At 66.9% G+C, this 16,588-nt stretch carries 14 protein-coding genes and 1 pseudogene; 9 read left to right on the top strand and 6 right to left on the bottom strand.

Annotated features, from left to right (window positions below; translation table 11 throughout):
- Positions 1-125: 125 nt before the first annotated feature.
- Both BIV25_RS22650 and BIV25_RS47440 read right to left on the bottom strand, forming a co-directional pair.
- Positions 126-1,064 (bottom strand): beta-ketoacyl-ACP synthase III, encoded by a 939-nt coding sequence (locus BIV25_RS22650; protein WP_071374212.1) that lies wholly within the window; start codon positions 1,062-1,064, stop codon positions 126-128.
- A pseudogene (locus BIV25_RS47440) lies at positions 1,061-1,276 on the bottom strand (acyl-ACP desaturase); the annotation flags it as partial. The pseudogene BIV25_RS47440 and the gene BIV25_RS22650, both read right to left, overlap by 4 nt.
- A gap of 289 nt (positions 1,277-1,565) precedes the next feature.
- On the opposite strand from BIV25_RS47440, the gene BIV25_RS22645 reads away from it, so the two are divergent.
- On the top strand, positions 1,566-2,525 hold the full coding sequence (locus BIV25_RS22645) for a P1 family peptidase (RefSeq protein ID WP_071374211.1): 960 nt from the start codon (positions 1,566-1,568) through the stop codon (positions 2,523-2,525).
- Between the two features lie 27 nt (positions 2,526-2,552).
- Here BIV25_RS22645 and BIV25_RS22640 read toward each other — a convergent pair whose 3' ends face one another.
- From BIV25_RS22640 to BIV25_RS22630, 3 genes are all read right to left on the bottom strand, one after another.
- On the bottom strand, positions 2,553-3,470 hold the full coding sequence (locus BIV25_RS22640; RefSeq protein ID WP_071374210.1) for a ketopantoate reductase family protein: 918 nt from the start codon (positions 3,468-3,470) through the stop codon (positions 2,553-2,555).
- Positions 3,471-3,764: 294 nt separating this feature from the next.
- Positions 3,765-5,039 carry a glutamate synthase-related protein gene (locus BIV25_RS22635; protein ID WP_071374209.1) on the bottom strand — a complete coding sequence of 425 codons (1,275 nt, stop codon included), beginning with the start codon at positions 5,037-5,039 and terminating at the stop codon, positions 3,765-3,767.
- Entirely contained in the window at positions 5,036-6,031 is a 996-nt protein-coding gene (locus tag BIV25_RS22630) for an asparagine synthetase A (protein WP_071374208.1), read from the bottom strand. Before BIV25_RS22630 ends, BIV25_RS22635 begins: the two co-directional genes overlap by 4 nt.
- 591 nt (positions 6,032-6,622) lie before the next feature.
- Between BIV25_RS22630 and BIV25_RS22625 the strand changes: the two genes are divergently transcribed.
- The 8 genes from BIV25_RS22625 to BIV25_RS22590 all read left to right on the top strand — a co-directional run bounded on the left by BIV25_RS22625 (position 6,623) and on the right by BIV25_RS22590 (position 15,353).
- Positions 6,623-7,717 (top strand): LLM class flavin-dependent oxidoreductase, encoded by a 1,095-nt coding sequence (locus tag BIV25_RS22625; protein WP_071374207.1) that lies wholly within the window; start codon positions 6,623-6,625, stop codon positions 7,715-7,717.
- Between the two features lie 53 nt (positions 7,718-7,770).
- Positions 7,771-8,967 (top strand): MFS transporter, encoded by a 1,197-nt coding sequence (locus BIV25_RS22620; protein ID WP_256256005.1) that lies wholly within the window; start codon positions 7,771-7,773, stop codon positions 8,965-8,967.
- Complete coding sequence (locus BIV25_RS22615) at positions 8,964-9,461, top strand: cobalamin B12-binding domain-containing protein (RefSeq protein WP_071374205.1); 498 nt, start codon at positions 8,964-8,966, stop codon at positions 9,459-9,461. The genes BIV25_RS22620 and BIV25_RS22615 overlap by 4 nt, the downstream gene beginning before the upstream one ends.
- Positions 9,452-10,690, top strand: coding sequence for an acetyl-CoA carboxylase biotin carboxylase subunit family protein (locus BIV25_RS22610; protein ID WP_071374204.1), 1,239 nt, complete (start codon positions 9,452-9,454; stop codon positions 10,688-10,690). Before BIV25_RS22615 ends, BIV25_RS22610 begins: the two co-directional genes overlap by 10 nt.
- Positions 10,687-12,189, top strand: a complete 1,503-nt coding sequence (locus BIV25_RS22605; protein WP_071374203.1) for a hypothetical protein — start codon at positions 10,687-10,689, stop codon at positions 12,187-12,189. Before BIV25_RS22610 ends, BIV25_RS22605 begins: the two co-directional genes overlap by 4 nt.
- Before the next feature lies 1 nt (position 12,190).
- Complete coding sequence (locus BIV25_RS22600) at positions 12,191-13,447, top strand: methylaspartate mutase (protein ID WP_107486245.1); 1,257 nt, start codon at positions 12,191-12,193, stop codon at positions 13,445-13,447.
- Between the two features lie 5 nt (positions 13,448-13,452).
- Positions 13,453-14,706 (top strand): ATP-grasp domain-containing protein, encoded by a 1,254-nt coding sequence (locus tag BIV25_RS22595; protein WP_071374301.1) that lies wholly within the window; start codon positions 13,453-13,455, stop codon positions 14,704-14,706.
- 143 nt (positions 14,707-14,849) lie between these two features.
- Complete coding sequence (locus BIV25_RS22590; RefSeq protein ID WP_071374201.1) at positions 14,850-15,353, top strand: flavin reductase family protein; 504 nt, start codon at positions 14,850-14,852, stop codon at positions 15,351-15,353.
- Positions 15,354-15,494: 141 nt separating this feature from the next.
- On the opposite strand, the gene BIV25_RS22585 is transcribed toward BIV25_RS22590, so the two are convergent.
- The gene (locus BIV25_RS22585) at positions 15,495-16,547 is read right to left on the bottom strand and encodes a TauD/TfdA family dioxygenase (RefSeq protein ID WP_177235378.1); all 1,053 of its coding nucleotides are present in this window, start codon (positions 16,545-16,547) and stop codon (positions 15,495-15,497) included.
- Between the last annotated feature and the right edge of the window lie 41 nt (positions 16,548-16,588).

Below are 16,588 nucleotides of genomic sequence, written 5' to 3'. Positions count from 1 at the left end.
CAGGACCACCAGGCGCCTGCTCTGCACCCCCAAGCCCGCTGACGGGCCGCGCAGGACGGGCCACGAGGAAGCGGCCGGCACGGTTGGCGCGCCCGCCGGGACTCGCGCCGTGCCGACCAGTCCCCTCACGGGCACCGGATGACCTGGCCCGCGTAAGCCAGGCCTCCGCCGAACCCGAAGAGCAGCGCGTGCGTGCCCGAAGCAACCTCGCCCCGCTCCAGCATCTTCGACAGTGCCAGCGGGATGCTCGCGGCGGAGGTGTTCCCGGACTCGACCACGTCGCGTGCGATGACCGCGTTAGTCGCCCCGAGCCGCTTGACGAAGGACTCGATGATGCGCAGGTTCGCCTGATGCAGCACCACCGCCCCCAACTCCTGCGGCGTGACGCCGGCCCGTTCGCAGACGCTCTGTGCCATGGGCGGCAGCGAGGTGGTCGCCCAGCGGTAGACGGACTGCCCTTCCTGGGCGAACGTGCCGGTCCTGCCTTCGATGCGCACGACGTTGCTCATTTCGGGCACCGCACCCCAAACGACCGGGCTGATCTCCCGCTCCGGCGACGCCTCGACGACGGCTGCACCTGCTCCGTCGCCTACCAGCACACAGCTGGTGCGATCGTCCCAGTCCGTGAAGTCGCTCAGCTTCTCTGCACCGATCACCAGGGCCCGGGTGGCGGAGCCCGACCGGATCGTGTGGTCCGCCATGGCCAGCGCGTGCGAGAAGCCTGAGCAGGCGACGTTGATGTCCAGGGTGGCCGCCGTGCTGATCCCCAACCGGGCGGCGACCCGGGCCGCCATATTGGGTGAGCGGTCGATCGCAGTGCAGGTCGCCACCAGGACGAGGTCGATGTCGCCGGGCGCGAGGGAACCGCGCCCGAGGGCATGCTCCGCCGCCCTTGCGGCCATGACGTCCACGCTCTCCTCCGGCGCCGCAATGTGCCGGGCCTGAATGCCGACCCGGCTGCGTATCCATTCGTCGCTCGTGTCGATTCGCTGTGCCAGTTCGTCATTGGTCAGCACGCGCGGCGGCTGGTAGTGGCCCATGCTGACCACACGCGACCCGTTCACTGATTCTCCTTCGCTTCGCCGAACTGCTGCTTCTCGGCCTGCATCATGGCACCGACCTCGTCGAACTTGGCTGCCCGGCCCTGCAATTCCTGCATGAAATGGCCCAATTCCTCCTGAGCCCGCACCCCTTCAGGGCCCAACCCCGAGGCGTCGAGCACATTCAAATTCCGCAGTACGGGTACCAGTACGTCGTCGTGGTGAATGCGCAGGTTGCGGCCACGACGATCACCAGTGTGACGAAACAATCAACTTGCTCCGCAAGATGCCTAACATGGCATCAATTAGGCTGGTCGCAGCCGCAAGGGGCGGGGTCCGCGGTGGCTCTCGTGTCCGCTTGTCCTGCACGCTTCCGGACTGTGTGGGGGCATCCATCACGATGGGCGGGCTGACCACCCAGACCGGCAGGCTGGCACTGATGCGGGAATACGGGGGCCATCTTGCGGGGCCATCCCTGGACGGGGATGGACGAGAACGACGCGCAAGGCATGTGGGGAGTTTCAGGTGAAGGGCGTTCTGATCGGCAGTCATGAGCGGATCGGAGAAGGTTGGCTCACGGGGACGACGGTTGTTCTGGTGCCCAAGGGCGCGACGGGTGGTGTCGACGTCCGCGGTGGTGGTCCGGGAACTCATGAAACGGACCTGCTGGCGCCCCACAACGCGGTGGAGAAGGTGCACGCCGTGGTGCTGACGGGCGGCAGCTCCTATGGCCTCGCCTCGGTGGCGGGCGTCATGGACTGGCTTGCCGAACGGGGAATCGGATATGCGGTGGGGTCGAAAGCACATGAAGTCGTTCCCATTGTGCCGGGCGCGGTGGTATTCGATCTGGGGCGCGGCGGAGCGTTTGAAAAGAGGCCCAGCGCCTCATTCGGCTACCAGGCCTGTGAGGCAGCGGCAGAGGGGCCCGTGCGCACCGGCAATACGGGAGCCGGGGCGGGGGCCGTCGCCGGCGGTCTGAAGGGCGGCCTGGGGCACGCTGTGACCATGCTGGAAGACGGGATCGAGATCGAGGTCGTCGTCGCCGTCAACGCGGTCGGCGACTGTGTGTGCCGGAAGACCGGACGGCTGTACGGCAGTGATACGGCGGACCTGCGGGTTGCCCTTCCCGATGAGATCGCCGCGTTGCCCGGACCGCACGCGATGCCGCTCGCCACCACCATCGGCGTTGTCCTCACCAATGTCTCGCTCACCAAAGCCCAGGCACAGAAGGTCTCCGGCATCGCGCACGACGGGATGGCCCGAGCCATACGCCCGGTCCACACGATGTTCGACGGGGACAGTGTCTTCACCCTGGCGACCGGGGTGCTCCCGGCTCCCGGTCCGCAGCAGTACCACGCCCTGCTGACCGCGGCGGCGGACACCTTCCAACGGGCGGTTGTCGACGCGATGCTGGCCGCCGAGTCGGTCGGGCCCTTCCTGGCGTACCGCGATGTGGTGCCGTCCCTGACGCCCAGTCGGGGCTGACCTCTGCCGCGGGCGTGCCCGGAGCGTTCAGCCGGCGGTCAGCTCGGCCATCAGCCGGGCCGCGACCGGCACCGCGACACCATGGCGGTCGGCCGCGCGCAGCACCGCACCGCCGATCGCGTCGAGCTCCAGTGGGCGGCCGGCTTCCGCGTCACGCTGCATGGAGGACTTGGCGGCGGCGGGAAACGCGTTGTACCGCTCCAAGGTCTGTGCCGCGTCCACCGGCGCGCCACAGGCCCTGGCAACGGCGGTGGTCTCTTCGACGAGGGCCACCAGTTCCTCACGGCGCTCGGTCCGGACCTCGCCGATGGTGAATCCATAACGCGTGGTGAGCAGAGCGAACGGTGCGAGAAAGGCCAGCTTGGCCCAGAGCGCGCTGGATTCGTCCGCCAGCACGCGGGTACGTACCCCGGCACTCTCCAGCACAGCGGCCAGTGGCGCCAGGGGCTCCTCGGGGCCTGCCAGGTCGATTTCCGTGAACGGGCTGCCGTGTGCGATGACACCGGTCGCGGTACGGGTCGACTCGACACGGATCACGCCTGCTACGACGCGCTCCGCGTCGTAGCAGGCGCGGAGGGCGGGCAGATGCTCGATCCCGTTCAGCAGCGGCAGCACCACACCGTCGCCCAACACCTCGGGGGCGATCCGCCGCAGAGCCGTGTCGAGCGCCGTGTGCTTGACCGCGACCAGGCACAGGTCGACCGGCTCGCGCAGTTCGGTCTGCGTCTCCACGCGTGCGGTGAACTCGCCGAACTGGCCGCTCTGCACACGAATTCCTTGCTCGCGCAGGGTCCGCGCGGTCTCCTCCCGGGTCACGCAGATCACTCGGTGACCGGCGCGTGAGAGCAAGGCGGCCAGCAGCCCGCCGACCCCTCCGGCGCCGAGGACCGCAACGGTCCAGGGGCGCGCGGTGGCATCGTCGGTGACGAGGGAGGTGACGGTCACGGAGTCTTCTTCCTCTTGAAGAGTGGCGGGGCCGGCGTTCGCTCGCGCAGCCCGGGTCCGGGTCGGCATCGAGGTCACGGAATTGCGGTACCGCTCCGGATGATTTTCGATCTTCGACCAGTGCTGAAGGCGCGTCAATGCCCGGAAGCCCGGGGAGAGGGCGGGTGCCCGCTGCGCGCGAGGGCAGGAGCAGACTCGCTCAGGGGATCGCGGACCGAGGCCCCTGCGATCCCGGAAGTCTGCCCTGCCCTCTCTCAGCCCCGCGCCACATGCCGCCGGTGGACAGGCGACGAGTCAGCCGACGTCCGAGGGGTGTTCCCGGGGAGCGCGGCCGTTCACCCAGATGTCCTCCGAACTCAGCTGTCCCACCTGGTACTTCCCCAACGAACTGATCAGCAGACGCATTTCGAGCGCGAGGCACTCGACGAATGCGACGAGTCCGTTCTCGGGATCCTCGTCGGCTGCCGTTAGGGCGGCCCGGCCGAGGCCGACGGCGGAGGCACCCAGCGTGAGGCACTTCACGGCCCGGGCGCCCTCCCAGATCCGACCCGTCACCAGCAGGCACGAGTCCCCGGCGTCGACCAGATCGAGGCACTCGGCCAGCGGCACGCCCACGTGGTCGAGGAAGGCGCGCGGAGCCCAGCCCGTGCCGCCTTCGGCACCGTCGACGGTGACCGCGTCCGCGCCCGCGCCCCAGGCGACTGCGGCCGCCCGGTCCACGTCACGGGTGGGCGGCAGCTTCACCCACACCCGGCACCGCGGATAGTTGTTCCGCATCAGCCGGATCTGCTGGCGCAGCACTTCCTCGGTGAACGTGCCCGGGCTGCTGCAGCGCAGCACCGCGTCGCTGTCCGGCCCGCAGACGTCCATGACGTCGTACTGCGCCGCCAGTTCGGTGCCCCGTTCCCTGGGCACCAGGGTCATTCCGCCGACCCCTGGCTTGGCACCCTGACCGACCTTCAGTTCGAATGCCAGCCGGCCCGATTCGAGCAGCGGCTGTGCCGCGGGGTCGGTGTACACGAGGTTCCAGACCTCGGCGTCGGCGTCCTCAGTACTCTGCTGGACGACCACGCCGCCGAGCCCGTCGGGCACCGCGCAGGTGTACTCGGTGATCCGGCCCAGCAGGGAACTCTCGCTCTCGTCGGCCATCCGTCCGTAGCCCGACACGGGCACGATGTTCTCGCCGATCACCATCGGAATGCCGAGCCGGCCGGCCTGGCGGGCGACCGCCAGGCCGAGATCCCCGCTGGCCACCCGGGTCGAACCGAACGCCGAGACATAGGCCGGCAGGGCCGAGCGGAAGCCGCCGACCGTCGCTGTGAGGTCGACATCTCCTGCCACGGGCTCGCGGCCGAGGTCGAAGAGCTTCTCCATGCGCAGTGGCACGAACACGGGGGGCACCAGGCGTGCCCGGTCGATCGCGTCCACCGGTGCGGCGGCGTGCTCGCCGTACTGCCCGAAAAGCGTCGTGCCGTACTGCCGGGTGTCGGGAAAAGCATCCGCCGTGCCGATGCGGGCACGCGTCCGCACGCGTTCTTCGGGAAAGCCGGGTGCTTTGAGGTCGCTCACGGGCGCGGGTCTCCCGGCAGCTTGGGGTAGGCGGTGGCCTGCCAGGCCGCGTCAAGCCCGCACAGGAAGCGGGTGAAGCGCTCCACTCCGAGGCCGAAGCCCGAGCTGGAGGGAATGCCCTCGCGCGCCAGGGTGAGGTACCACTCGTACTTGGCGGGGTTCTCGCCCGTTTCGCGGATGCGCATCATGAGGTTGCGATAGTCCGCCTCACGCTCGCTGCCGCTCATCATCTCGCCGTAGCCCCCGGGGAAGATGAGGTCGAAGTTGCACAGCACGCCGGGCTCGGCGGGGTTCTCCTTGTCGTAGAAGCCCCGGGAACCCTTCGGGTAGTCGGTGATGAAGAACGGCTGTTCCGCGGCGGCGGAGATGATCTCCTCACCCTGCCAGTCGATCTCCGAGTTGGGTTCCTGGTCGTGGCCGCGCCCCTGGAGGTCCGCCACTGCCTGGGCGTGCGGCGTCCGGCCGTACGGGGCGTCGAGCACCTGCTTGAGCTCGTTCACGTCCCGGCCGAGGATCTCCAACTGCTCCTGGGCGTTACGCAGGACGTACTCCACGCAGTACTTGGTCAGGCGCTCGGCGACGTCCATGGCGTCCTCGCGCGAGCCCTCGGCGATCTCGACGTCGAGCTGGTGGAACTCGACCAGGTGCCGGTGGGTGACGGCTGTCTCCATCGGCTCCAGCCGGACGTTCGGCGCCAGGTGGAAGATCTTGTCGAAGCTGAGGAGCGACGCCTGCTTGTAGAGAATGCCGCTGGTCATCAGCTTGTAGCGGTGGCCGTAGAAGTCGATGTCGACCTGCTTGGCGCCGCGTGCGCCCGGGTCGGTCACCGGGCCGATGATGGGAGGCAGCAGCTCGGTGAAGCTCTCCTGGTTGAGGAACTCACGTGCTCCCGCGAGGAACTTGTTCTTCACCACCATGGTTGCGCGGGTCCGCGCGGAGGTGAGGTGGGTGCGCGGGGAAGGGAGGGCGTCCCCAGCGGTGTTGGTCGACAAGTCGTGAACCTTTCCAATCCTGGCAGAGTCGCCAGGCATCTATCTGCGAGATATTCCGTTACGGCGACCGCGCATGCGTATCGGGATTGAATGGACTCAACCGGCTCTACCCAGTGAGATTGAGCACAAGCGTTATCGCCGGAAGTGAAGTCTGCTGCGAGAGCGGGCTGAAGCTGTGACGGATGTCATACGAATCTTGTGTTCCGAGTCCCCCGGGGGCGATCACGTTGAACGGTTGGATGTACCTGGCAGGTACTCATGCCGTCATCTGTACGTATGCAGAGTGGTCGGCCGACCTCCGAGCAGCTTCGGCCTCGATCCGGAACGCCGTCTCGATCTTGACTCCGTCGCGCTAACCATGTCAAGATCACGGTGAATGCGGGCCAAGGGGTCAGGGACGCCCGCTTGTGGTCGCCGTATTCCTGACGGGGGCCATTATCAACGGGGACCATTATCAACGGGGTGCACGGGGCGTGCTGTTCATCTTTGACTTGCCATCCACCTAGTGCTGCCCATACCGCCACGCAGCGAGTTGCTGGTTACCTGGTTTCCCTCGGACCTAGTAGAAATCGCTAAGGGCAAGGTTGTTACATGACTTCACAAGGCCATTTCCGCGACGAGGCGGCAGGTAGCGAAGAGTTGAAGTTCCACTGGTGCTCACCGTTGGACAGCGGGCAACAGAAGGCGAGTGAAAAATACCTCACCGGCCAGCTCGACTTCGACGGAATCGTCGACTTCGCGCGGGAAGCCGATGAACTCGGGGTGGACTCCCTTCTGATGGGAATCAGCTACCACATGCCCGATCCGCTCCCGATGATCGGCGCCCTCGTCCGTGAGACCAAGAATGTCAAGTTCATTCTTGCCTACCGACCGGGCCTGCTGTCGCCGACTCTTTTCGCGCAGGTCGTGAACACGGTGTCCTGGATGTCCGACAGTCGGATCTCGCTGAACCTCGTGGCGGGTATATCGCCGGTCGAACAGGGCTACTACGGGGACTTCCTGGCGCACGACGACCGTTACGCGCGGTCCAACGAGTTCCTTGACATCCTGCATCGCTTCTGGCGAGACGAGAAGCCGATCACCTTCACCGGTCAGCACTACCGCGTCGAGGACGCTCAGATCGGCCTCGGCTTCAAGGGTGGCGGCCGGCCCACCATCTACATCAGCGGCGCCTCCGAAGTCGCCCAGAAGACGGCGACCGAGTACGGAGACTGCTGGCTGCGCTACGGTGACACCCCCGAGGGCATAGCCCGGGTCACCGAGCCCCTCCTGGCCCAGGACTGCCGCGTCGGCATACGCATGCACGTACTGTCCCGCGACACCCGCGAGGAGGCCCTGGCCGAGCTCGCGGAGATGATGCGCAACCCCGACGAAGACCACAAGGCGTGGGTCAAGGACTTCGTCGCGAAGTCCGATTCGGCTGCCGTGAAGACCTCGTTCGAGCTGGCCGACAAGGCCGAGGGCGACTGGCTCTCGCCGATGCTGTGGTCCGGCGCCGTCGCCTACCGGGGCGGTCCGGCGCTGTGCGTGGTCGGCAGCCACCAGGAAGTCGCTGACTACCTCTATCAGTACAAGGCCGCCGGTGTGAGCGAGTTCATCTTCTCCGGCTGGCCCACCCGGGACGAGATGCGGAACTTCTACACCCGCGTTCTGCCCCTCATCCGTGAGCACGAGCGAAACGCGTAACCGCGATGACAACGCCCGTGCCACGATCGCACCGTGCGCTGTTCGCAGGCGGCGTGCTGCTCGGCCTCATGGCCGAGCAGGTCGTGCTCTTCAGCGTCCCCTTGCTGATTTTCCAGGACAGCAAAGAGCTGTCCACACTCGGTTTCGCCTTCGCACTCGAATGGCTGCCCGGACTGATCGCCTACCCCTTCGCGGGGCTGCTTGCCGACCGGGACGGCGGCGCGCGGCTCTTCTCACGGGTGGCGGGCGGACGGGCCGCCGTCCTCTGCGCCGTCGTCACGGTCCTCCTGCTGTGGCCGTCCGTGACCACAGGCGCGCTGATGACCAGCGGGGCCCTGTTGTCCGTGCTGGTGGCACCGGTGCGGATGTCCGTGGAGAAGATGGTTCCCCAGATCGCCAAGGGGGAACGGCTGGCCGCCACACAGGCGCTGGTGCAGAACATGGAGCTGTTGGCCATGGCCCTTGGCCCGGCCCTCGCCATGCTCGCCGCCATCATGCTGGGCAAGGTATGGCTGCTCGGCATAGCGGCAGCGGTCTTCGCGCTCGCCGGGGCCTGCTGGCTCCCCCTGCCACGCACGAGCACCCCGAAGGCCAGGCAGAGCGCCCGGGCCGGCCTGATCGAACTCAAACTCGGCTGGTCGCTGCTGGTGGGCAACAGGCCGGTGCTCCTGCTGGGCCTGCTCAACTTCGCCATCAATTTCGCCCTCGCGGCGCTGCTGAGCATGAACGCCGCGCTGGTCACCGGTGTGTTCAAGGCGCCGGATTCCGCGTTCGCGCTGCTGAACACCTGCGTCGGTGTGATTGGCCTCATCAACCTTCTGGTGATTCCCTTCCTGCTGAAGAAGTTCAGCGTCGAATTCCTCGGAGTGTTCGGATTCAGCCTGCTCGCGGTCGGTCTGCTCCTCGTCGGCGTAACCCCGTCCTTCGCGGTCTACGCCGTGCTGTACATCGCGGTACTGACGGGCGACGCGCTCTACAACATCTACAACCGGACACAACGTATAAGGGTCATTCCCCAGGAGCATCTGGGAAAGGTGATGGGGCCCTTCTACCTGCTCAACCTGCTGTCCTATCCCCTCGCCGGCCTGCTCGTCGGGAGCGCTGCCACCGCGGTCGGTCCGCAGAGGCTCGTCGCCGGGCTTGCAATCGCCCTCTTCCTGTTCGGTGCCGTGCTTCTTCCCCTGACGATGCGCAGCTTCCGCCGGGCCATCGCCATCCGTGAAAGCGTTCCCGTAGGAGCCCAAGCGTGAGTACCTCATTCCGGTGCCTAGTAAGCACTGTCGAGTCCGATTCGCACATTTGGAACCTCGTCTATCTCCAGAAGCTCCTGGAGGAGAACGGCGCAGCGGTACGAAACCTCGGCAGCTGCACGCCGGTGGACCTCGTGGTGCGGGGGATATCCGAGTACCGGCCGGATCTTCTCGTGGTGTCCAGCGTCAACGGGCACGGCCACCACGGCGCCCGTGTCCTGCTGTCCGCACTGCACGATCACGGAATCGAAATGCCCTGTGTCGTCGGTGGCAAGCTGACCACCGCCGAATCGGACAACGACCGCGTAAGGCGCGATCTCCTGGCACACGGGTACACCGACGTCTTTGTGGGCGAGGACGCCATCACCCGGTTCCGGGCATTCTTGAACTTCGGCGTCTCGGAAGGTTTCTCCGAGTGGCAGGCGGAGGCGGCGGTCGTGCCGCCGTGGGACGCAACGGAAGTAGCAGGAGCTGGAGTTCGTTCATGCATATAGTCATCGTCAACCGCTGGCCGAGGTTCTCGGACGGAGTGCGCTGGGACAATGAGCTCACCCGGTACGAGGAGTTCGTCGACCACGACCGGCACCGGGTGAGCTATGTGGTCGACGAGCTCGGCGCCGAAGGCGTGCTTGTCGACCCGTCGAAGATCTCCTCTCTGGTGCAGATCGACGACGTCAACGACTTCGAGGCGCTGCGTACGGCCGTCGCCGAAATCGCTGAACGCTCCGGTCCCGTTGACCAGCTGATCGCGCTGTCCGAGTTCACGCTGGAGATCGCGGCCCGGGTGCGTGAGGACCTCGGCATCCCGGGACCCACCTCCGACGAGGTCGCGGTGTACCGCGACAAGGTCCGGATGAAGCAGGAACTCGTCAAGGCGGGCCTCCGGGTCCCGCGGTTCGCGGCCTGCGAGGACCGAGACCAGGTGCTCTCGTTCGCCAGGACCTGTGGTTATCCCGTCATCCTGAAGCCGGTTGACGGTGCGGCGAGCATCGGCGTCCACCGTGTGGACGGCGAGTCCGAGCTCATGGGGCTGCTGCCGACGGTGGACCTGTCCCGGTATGAGCTGGAGGAGTTCATCGAGGGAGACATCTACCACGTCGACGGTTACATCGGAGCGGGGTCGGAGATCCGTTTCCAGGTCGCCTCGCGGTACGTGAGTGACTGCCTCGCCTTCGGATCCGGAGCACCACTGGGATCGGTGGTGCTCCAGCGGTCGCGGCTGCGGGATCGCATCGAGGCGTTCACGCAGGAGTGCGTATCCGCGCTCGGCATGTACGACACGCCGTTCCACCTGGAACTGTTCCTGACTCCCGGGGACGAGCTGGTCTTCCTGGAGATCGGCGGCAGGATCGGCGGAGGTGAGGTCCCGCACCTGCTGAACAAGCTGTTCGACGTCAACCTCTACGAGGTCTGGCTGCGATCGCTGTCGGGGGAGTCGGTCACCCCGCCGGTCAAGTCCGGTGACCCGGCCGGTGGCTGGCTCATCCTTCCCAAGCCGGCCGATCTGCCCGCGCGGGTCCTCAAGGTCGAGTCGATGAGCGAGCGCGTTCCGACCATCTGGCGGGAACTCCTGCCCTCGGTGGGCGAGGTGATGCAGCCGGGTGGGGCATACGACGCCCTGCACAGCGGGCGGTTCATCCTGCTCCACGAGGACCAGGAAAAGGTCGAGTCCGACATCCACCACATCATCGAGAACTTTGAATTCGAGGCAGTCTCCGTATGAGTTACGAGGCGGGTAAGGCCACCCGTGAGCATGAAAAGACTCTCTACTCGCGTCTCCTGGGCTACCTGAGCGAGGTCGAGATCGCCGGCGTCAAGGCCACGGGCGAACAGATCATCGACGCCGCGGGCGGCCTCGACCAGCTCCCGCAGTACAAGCTCATGGTCGCCTACGGCGGCGGAAAGGACAGCACGTACGTCGTCGCGTTCGTGCGGGCCGTCCAGCTGTACCTGCAGGACAGCTTCGACCGCACCTTCGTCATGCGGGTCGCCAACATGCGACACGCCGGGGTACCCCAGTCGGTGATGGACAACATCGACCGCGTCTACCGGGCTCTCGGGCTGCTGGAGGACGAGCGGGTCGAGCTCATCACCGTCGACCACACCCTGATCCGCCCCTTCCAGCGTGTGCTCCCGCTGCCGGAGCGCATGATCGCCATCAACCGCGTCGACGTGCTGATGAACGGCCACCGGTCGGCGGGCGACGGCCGACCGACCTTCTGCAACAGCTGCAACCTGTCCGTGGCCGACTTCTACGGGCGCGCGGCGTGGTGGCAGGGCGGAGTGGACGCGGTCGTCACGGGCGACTCGCGCCGCGAGCAGCTGCTGTACTCCGCGTGGATCCTGCGCCTGGCCAAGGCGAGTGGCATCGATGTCGAGCAGTGCCGGAAGATGGGCTTCCAGGGACTGCTGATCGCCCTGCGCGGCATCGGCGACGCATACTTCCGCGAGCTGTTCGGCGACGACGCCGAGGCGGAGCTGTCCGAGCGCGAGGTCTCCACCGGCGGTCGCTCGGTGCAGCCCGAGTTCATCTCGATCTACGATCACGTCAGCTACCGCGTGCACGACCACTGGGACCTGATCGTCGACTTCCTGGGCTTCCAGTTCGACGATCTCGCCTTCAGCTTCAGCGAGTCGGACTGTGCCAACCCGAACCTCATGGCGCACCTCCGCGGGCTGCGGACCCAGTACGTCCAGAACCGGACGTACGAGGACGGCATCACCGAGTATCTGCACCTGGGCAAGGAGCTGATGGAGAAGAAGGAGATGCCGGAACACCTCGCGCAGCTCGTTCTCGACCGCTACGACTCGCCCGAGAAGATGGGGCAGCGTCGTCGGCTCTCCGCCGACTTCGCACGCGACGCCTTCGGCCTGGAGGAGCCGGCGCTCGTCGCCATGGTCTTCTCGCCGTTCACCGACGAGGGCGAGCGGCTGCAGACGTTCATCGACCGCTGTCACCCCGACATGTCCGACCAGACCGCCCAACTGCGTGCGGCCCTGAGCGGCGAGTCGGACGACGCACAGGCTGTCGCCTGGCTGGAGTCGACCTCGGCGCTGTCACTGGGACAGCTGCGAACGCTGTACCGCAGCTCTCTGACGGACTTCGAGGCACGGGACTCGGTGATCGCTCGGGTGCGGGCGGGCGATCCGCACAAGACCGCGGTGGAGACGGTCGATCCGCGGACCGGCGGCCGCACCCTTGAGATCATCTCCGGTCGCTAACGTGTCCGGATATTTCGACCGGTTCGTAGCCGAGTCCCATCGGCTACGAACCCTGGTCGTCCAGCCGCGCATGGGGATGGGCAACATCCGCACGATGCGGGCCGGGCTGGGGGCCGTGGCGGCGCTCGACGTCGCGGCCGTAGGCACCATCACCATCGACAGCTACACCCGGGTCGGCGACTACACCACCTCCCTGGAACGTCTGGCCGCGGGCGAGGAGCTGAACGGATACCCCCTGGTGTCCCACCCGACCGGCGCGACCCTGGACATGCTGGAGGGCCTGTACGGCCCGGGCTTTCCCGTCCAGGTACGGCACGGCACCGCACGGCCGCAGCGTGTCTTCGAGAAGCTGGTGGAGGTCGGCCTGGACGCGACTGAGGGCGGGCCGGTCTCGTACTGCCTGCCCTACAGCCGCCTCCCGCTCGCCGACGCCGTGGACGCATGGGCGGAGAGCTGCCGCTTCCTCGCCGGCGCGACGGAGCACGGGCACATCGAGAGCTTCGGAGGATGCCTGCTCGGGCAGCTCTGCCCGCCGTCCCTGCTGGTCGCAATGGGGATCCTGGAGGGACGCTTCTTCCGGCAGCACGGAGTGCGTCACCTGTCACTGAGTTACGCGCAGGGCACGCTGGCCGTCCAGGACCGTGGCGCGCTGCGTGCGCTGCGGACCCTGGCCGCGGAGTACCTGGGGGACACCACCTGGCACGTCGTGCTCTACACCTACATGGGCCTGTTCCCCCGTACACCGAACGGTGCGACCGCGCTCATCCGGGACAGCGCTCAGCTGGCGCGCGACGCCGGGTGTGAGCGGATGATCGTGAAGACGGTGTCCGAGGCCTGGCAGATCCCGAGCGTCTCGGAGAACCTCACGGCGCTGCGCCTGACCGCTGCCGACTCCGGGACCCGCTCGGCACCGAGCGCGCTCGAGGACGCCTTTTTCGAGGAGACGCTGCACGAGGCACGGATGATCGTCGAGGCGGTCCTCAACCTCGACGCCGACGTGGGCGCCGCGTTGACCGACGCGTTCCGCAGGGGGCTGCTCGACATCCCCTACTGCCTGCACCAGGACAACCGGGCCGAGGCGACCTGTGTCATCGACGACCGAGGAGCGCTGGCCTGGGGTGAGCGTGGCAGGCTTCCGCTGCCCCGGGCGGCCGAGCGCGCGGCAGGCGGCGGGCTCGGCTCCGACGAGCTGTACGACATGCTCAATCACGTTGCGAACCGTTACGACACCAACGAGTTCGAGTGGGGATTGGTTTGACCATCATGAGTGTCCGACCGGACAAGCAACAGCTACCCACGGTCGTGATCGTGGACGCGTTCTCGACGGGTGCGATGCTGGCGCGGGAGGCGGCCGAGCGCTACCGCGTGGTGCACGTCCGCTCCCGCGCCCTCGTCCCCGCCACCTTCGCCGCGAGCCTGCCCACAGAGGTCTTCACGGAGGACCTCACCTATCCGGGCCGCACCGGGGAAGTGCTGTGCCGACTGGCCGAGCTGGAGCCGGTGGCCGTCATCTCCGCCAGTGAGTTCGGGGTGGAGGCCGCCGACGAGATCGCCGGACGGCTCGGACTGCGGGGCAACGACACCGCCCGCTCCGCCGCGCGGCGTGACAAGTTCCTCATGATGGAGGCACTCGCGGCGGCCGGCGTACGCACCTCGCGGCAGTGCCACGGGGCCGAGCTGGAGCCGCTGCTGAGCTGGCGGAGGTCGGAGGGCCTGCGGCGGGTGGTGGTCAAGCCGCTCGACAGCGCCGGGTCCGACGACGTCTACACCTGCGACACGGAGCAGGAGGTGGCAGCCGCCTTCGAGGCGATCATCGGCAAGACGAACCTCATGCTCAGGGCCAACGAGACCGTGCTCGTGCAGGAGTACCTCGACGGTGACGAGTACATCGTCAACTCCGTCAGCCGGGACGGGAAGCACTGGTTCACCGACGCCTGGATAAGCCGTAAGACGGTCGAGGACGGGAAGCGAAAGGTCTACGATTCCGAGGACCTGCTGACCCCCGACGACCCTGCCGTCGCACAGCTCTTCCCGTACATCGCCGACTGTCTCGACGCGCTCGGCATCACTGAGGGCCCCGCGCACAGCGAGTTGATCATCACGGCCAACGGTCCCGTTCTGCTGGAGACCGGGGCCCGGGTGTCAGGCCTGGCCAACCCGGAGGCACTGGACCGGTGCACGGGTGCCAACCAGATCAGTCTCACCCTTGACTGCTACACACCGGAGGCCGCGATGCTCACACGGCGGCCGGTCAACTACCCGCAGCTGGAACGGGCGCGGTGCGTGAACCTTGTCGCGCGTCGCGAGGTTCCTCTCGACACCCGGGCGATCCGCGCGGCGTTGGAACGGCTTCCGGCGTTCGAGAGCGTCCGGTTCCGGGTCGCTGACGGTGCGCCGACACGGCGCACGGTGGACCTGAACTCCTCGCCGGGCGCGGTCTTCCTCGTCCACGAGGACCAGGCCGAGATCGACCGCGCGTACAAGGAGTTGCGCGAACTGGAGCACGAACTGCTCTGAGCACGCCGAGACGAAGCGACGGGCCTTGACCGAGCGCCCCGCAGCGAGCGCCCACCAGACCCGTCCACCAACAGCCTGACGCCGGTGCGGGGCCCAGACCGCCCAGGCACCGGCCGTCACATGAGATCCATGGTGAAGTCAATATGCCCATAGGTTCAGAGCAGTTCCGTGAGATATTCGGCTCCTTTCCCACCGCCGTCGCCGTCATCACGGCGGTAGACGATCAGGGCGAGCCCCGCGGGTTCACCTGCAATGCCGTCTGTTCCGTCTCCGCATCGCCGCCCTTGCTGCTGATCGGGGTGGACAAGAGGTCCCAGACCCTGCCGGCGCTGCTGTCGGCCCAGGCGTTCGTGGTCAACTTCCTGTCCGCATCGGGACAGGAGGCGTCCCAGGTCTTCGCGGGCAAGGGCCAGGACAAGTTCGCCGCCGTGGAATGGCGGCCCTCGGAGCTGGCGGCGGGAGCCCCGATCCTGTCGGGGGTCGCGCTCGCGTACGCGGAATGCCGAGTCGTCCAGACCGTCGAAGCCGGAGACCACTGGCTTTTCATCGCACGGGTGGAGGGCGGCGAGGCCCATGCGCGCGAGCCCCTTCTGTACTGCAAGGGCGTATACAGCGGCTGGTCTCGGCTGGTTTCCGCCGGAGCCTGAATCAGGGATCGGCGTACCGCTGCATCCGGGATCGTCGTAGCCCGCCGGATCATGTGCCGTCCCGGAGCGGCACCTCTGATCCGGCGGGCTACGACGGGTCCTGGGAAGTCCAGTGGCCAACCGCTATTCAGGTGGCAGCCCTCACTGGGTCTTCGGCATTCCGAAACGGAATGCTGCGAAGTCGTCGGGGTATTTCCGGGCCTTGCGCGTGTTCAGCCAGAGCCGCAGGAGGTCGCGTCGGCGTCCCGGCTGATCCTGAAAGGAGGAACGGCCGTGCACGACCAGATTGTTGTTGAGCAACTGGATGTCACCGGACTGCAGCTTCATGGAGAGGCAGTGCTCGGGCATGGCGCCGATTTCCTGGAAAAGCCGCAGGGCGTACTGCTCGATGTCGCTGAGCGGGATACCTGACTTCAGTGTGGCCGAGTCGATGTAGTGCGTCATGTAAAAGCGGCAGCTGAGCAGGTCGTTGAAGTAGCCGTACACGGCATTGCGGTAGTACGGAACCTCGTCGCCGGCCTCTTCGGCCCGCCGGTCGTAGACGAAGCCGTGGTAGTAGAGACCCAGGAGTTCGCGGTGATGGGTGAGCAGGTGGTTGTAGACGGTCATGGAGCTGGCCAGCGTACTCTCCCCGCCCTGGCCCGAATTACGCAGGCAGAGCAGGCCCACGATGTCGGCGCTGTCCGTGTGGAACGGCAGTTCCGAACGTGTCCGGTAGGCACGGGTCTCCACGTTCGGGTCTCCCAGCTCGCCCTCGGAGTGGTCCCTGACGTGGGCCATCAGCTCACCGGCCGCGTTCTGTGACACCGGTGCGCCGAGGTGAAGACCGATGCCCCAGTAGATCAGCTTTGCGTCCTCCACCGTCCACTTCTCGACCGGCAGCCCGCGCAGCACGACGAATCCCCGGCCGAACTCAAGCTCGTCGACGATGCCGTCGAGTCGTCTGCCGACGGTGGGCAGCGGGAAGTCGTCCACGGAAAGTTCCTGCAGCGGCAGGCCGCGATCCTTGGCGACGGCCAAAGCCGCCTCCAATTCGGCGATTTCGTGGTCTTCCAGAACCTCGGTCCAGTCGCTGGGACCGGAGAAGTCGCTCGCTCGCCAAACGCCTGCTCCGGTGACCGGCTCGGTGCGGATGGGGTTCTCACGGGACAATATCTCTCTCCGTTCTCGTGTCGTGCAGGTGGTTCCTGGCACGGCAGTTGTCAAGCCCGTTGAACTCGGGCGACCAGTCGATC

Origin of the sequence: Streptomyces sp. MUSC 14 (assembly GCF_001866675.1) — a bacterium.
GTDB lineage: Bacteria > Actinomycetota > Actinomycetes > Streptomycetales > Streptomycetaceae > Streptomyces.
The sequence above is the reverse complement of the archived record's forward strand: the minus strand, read 5'-3'. Positions and strand labels throughout refer to the sequence as shown.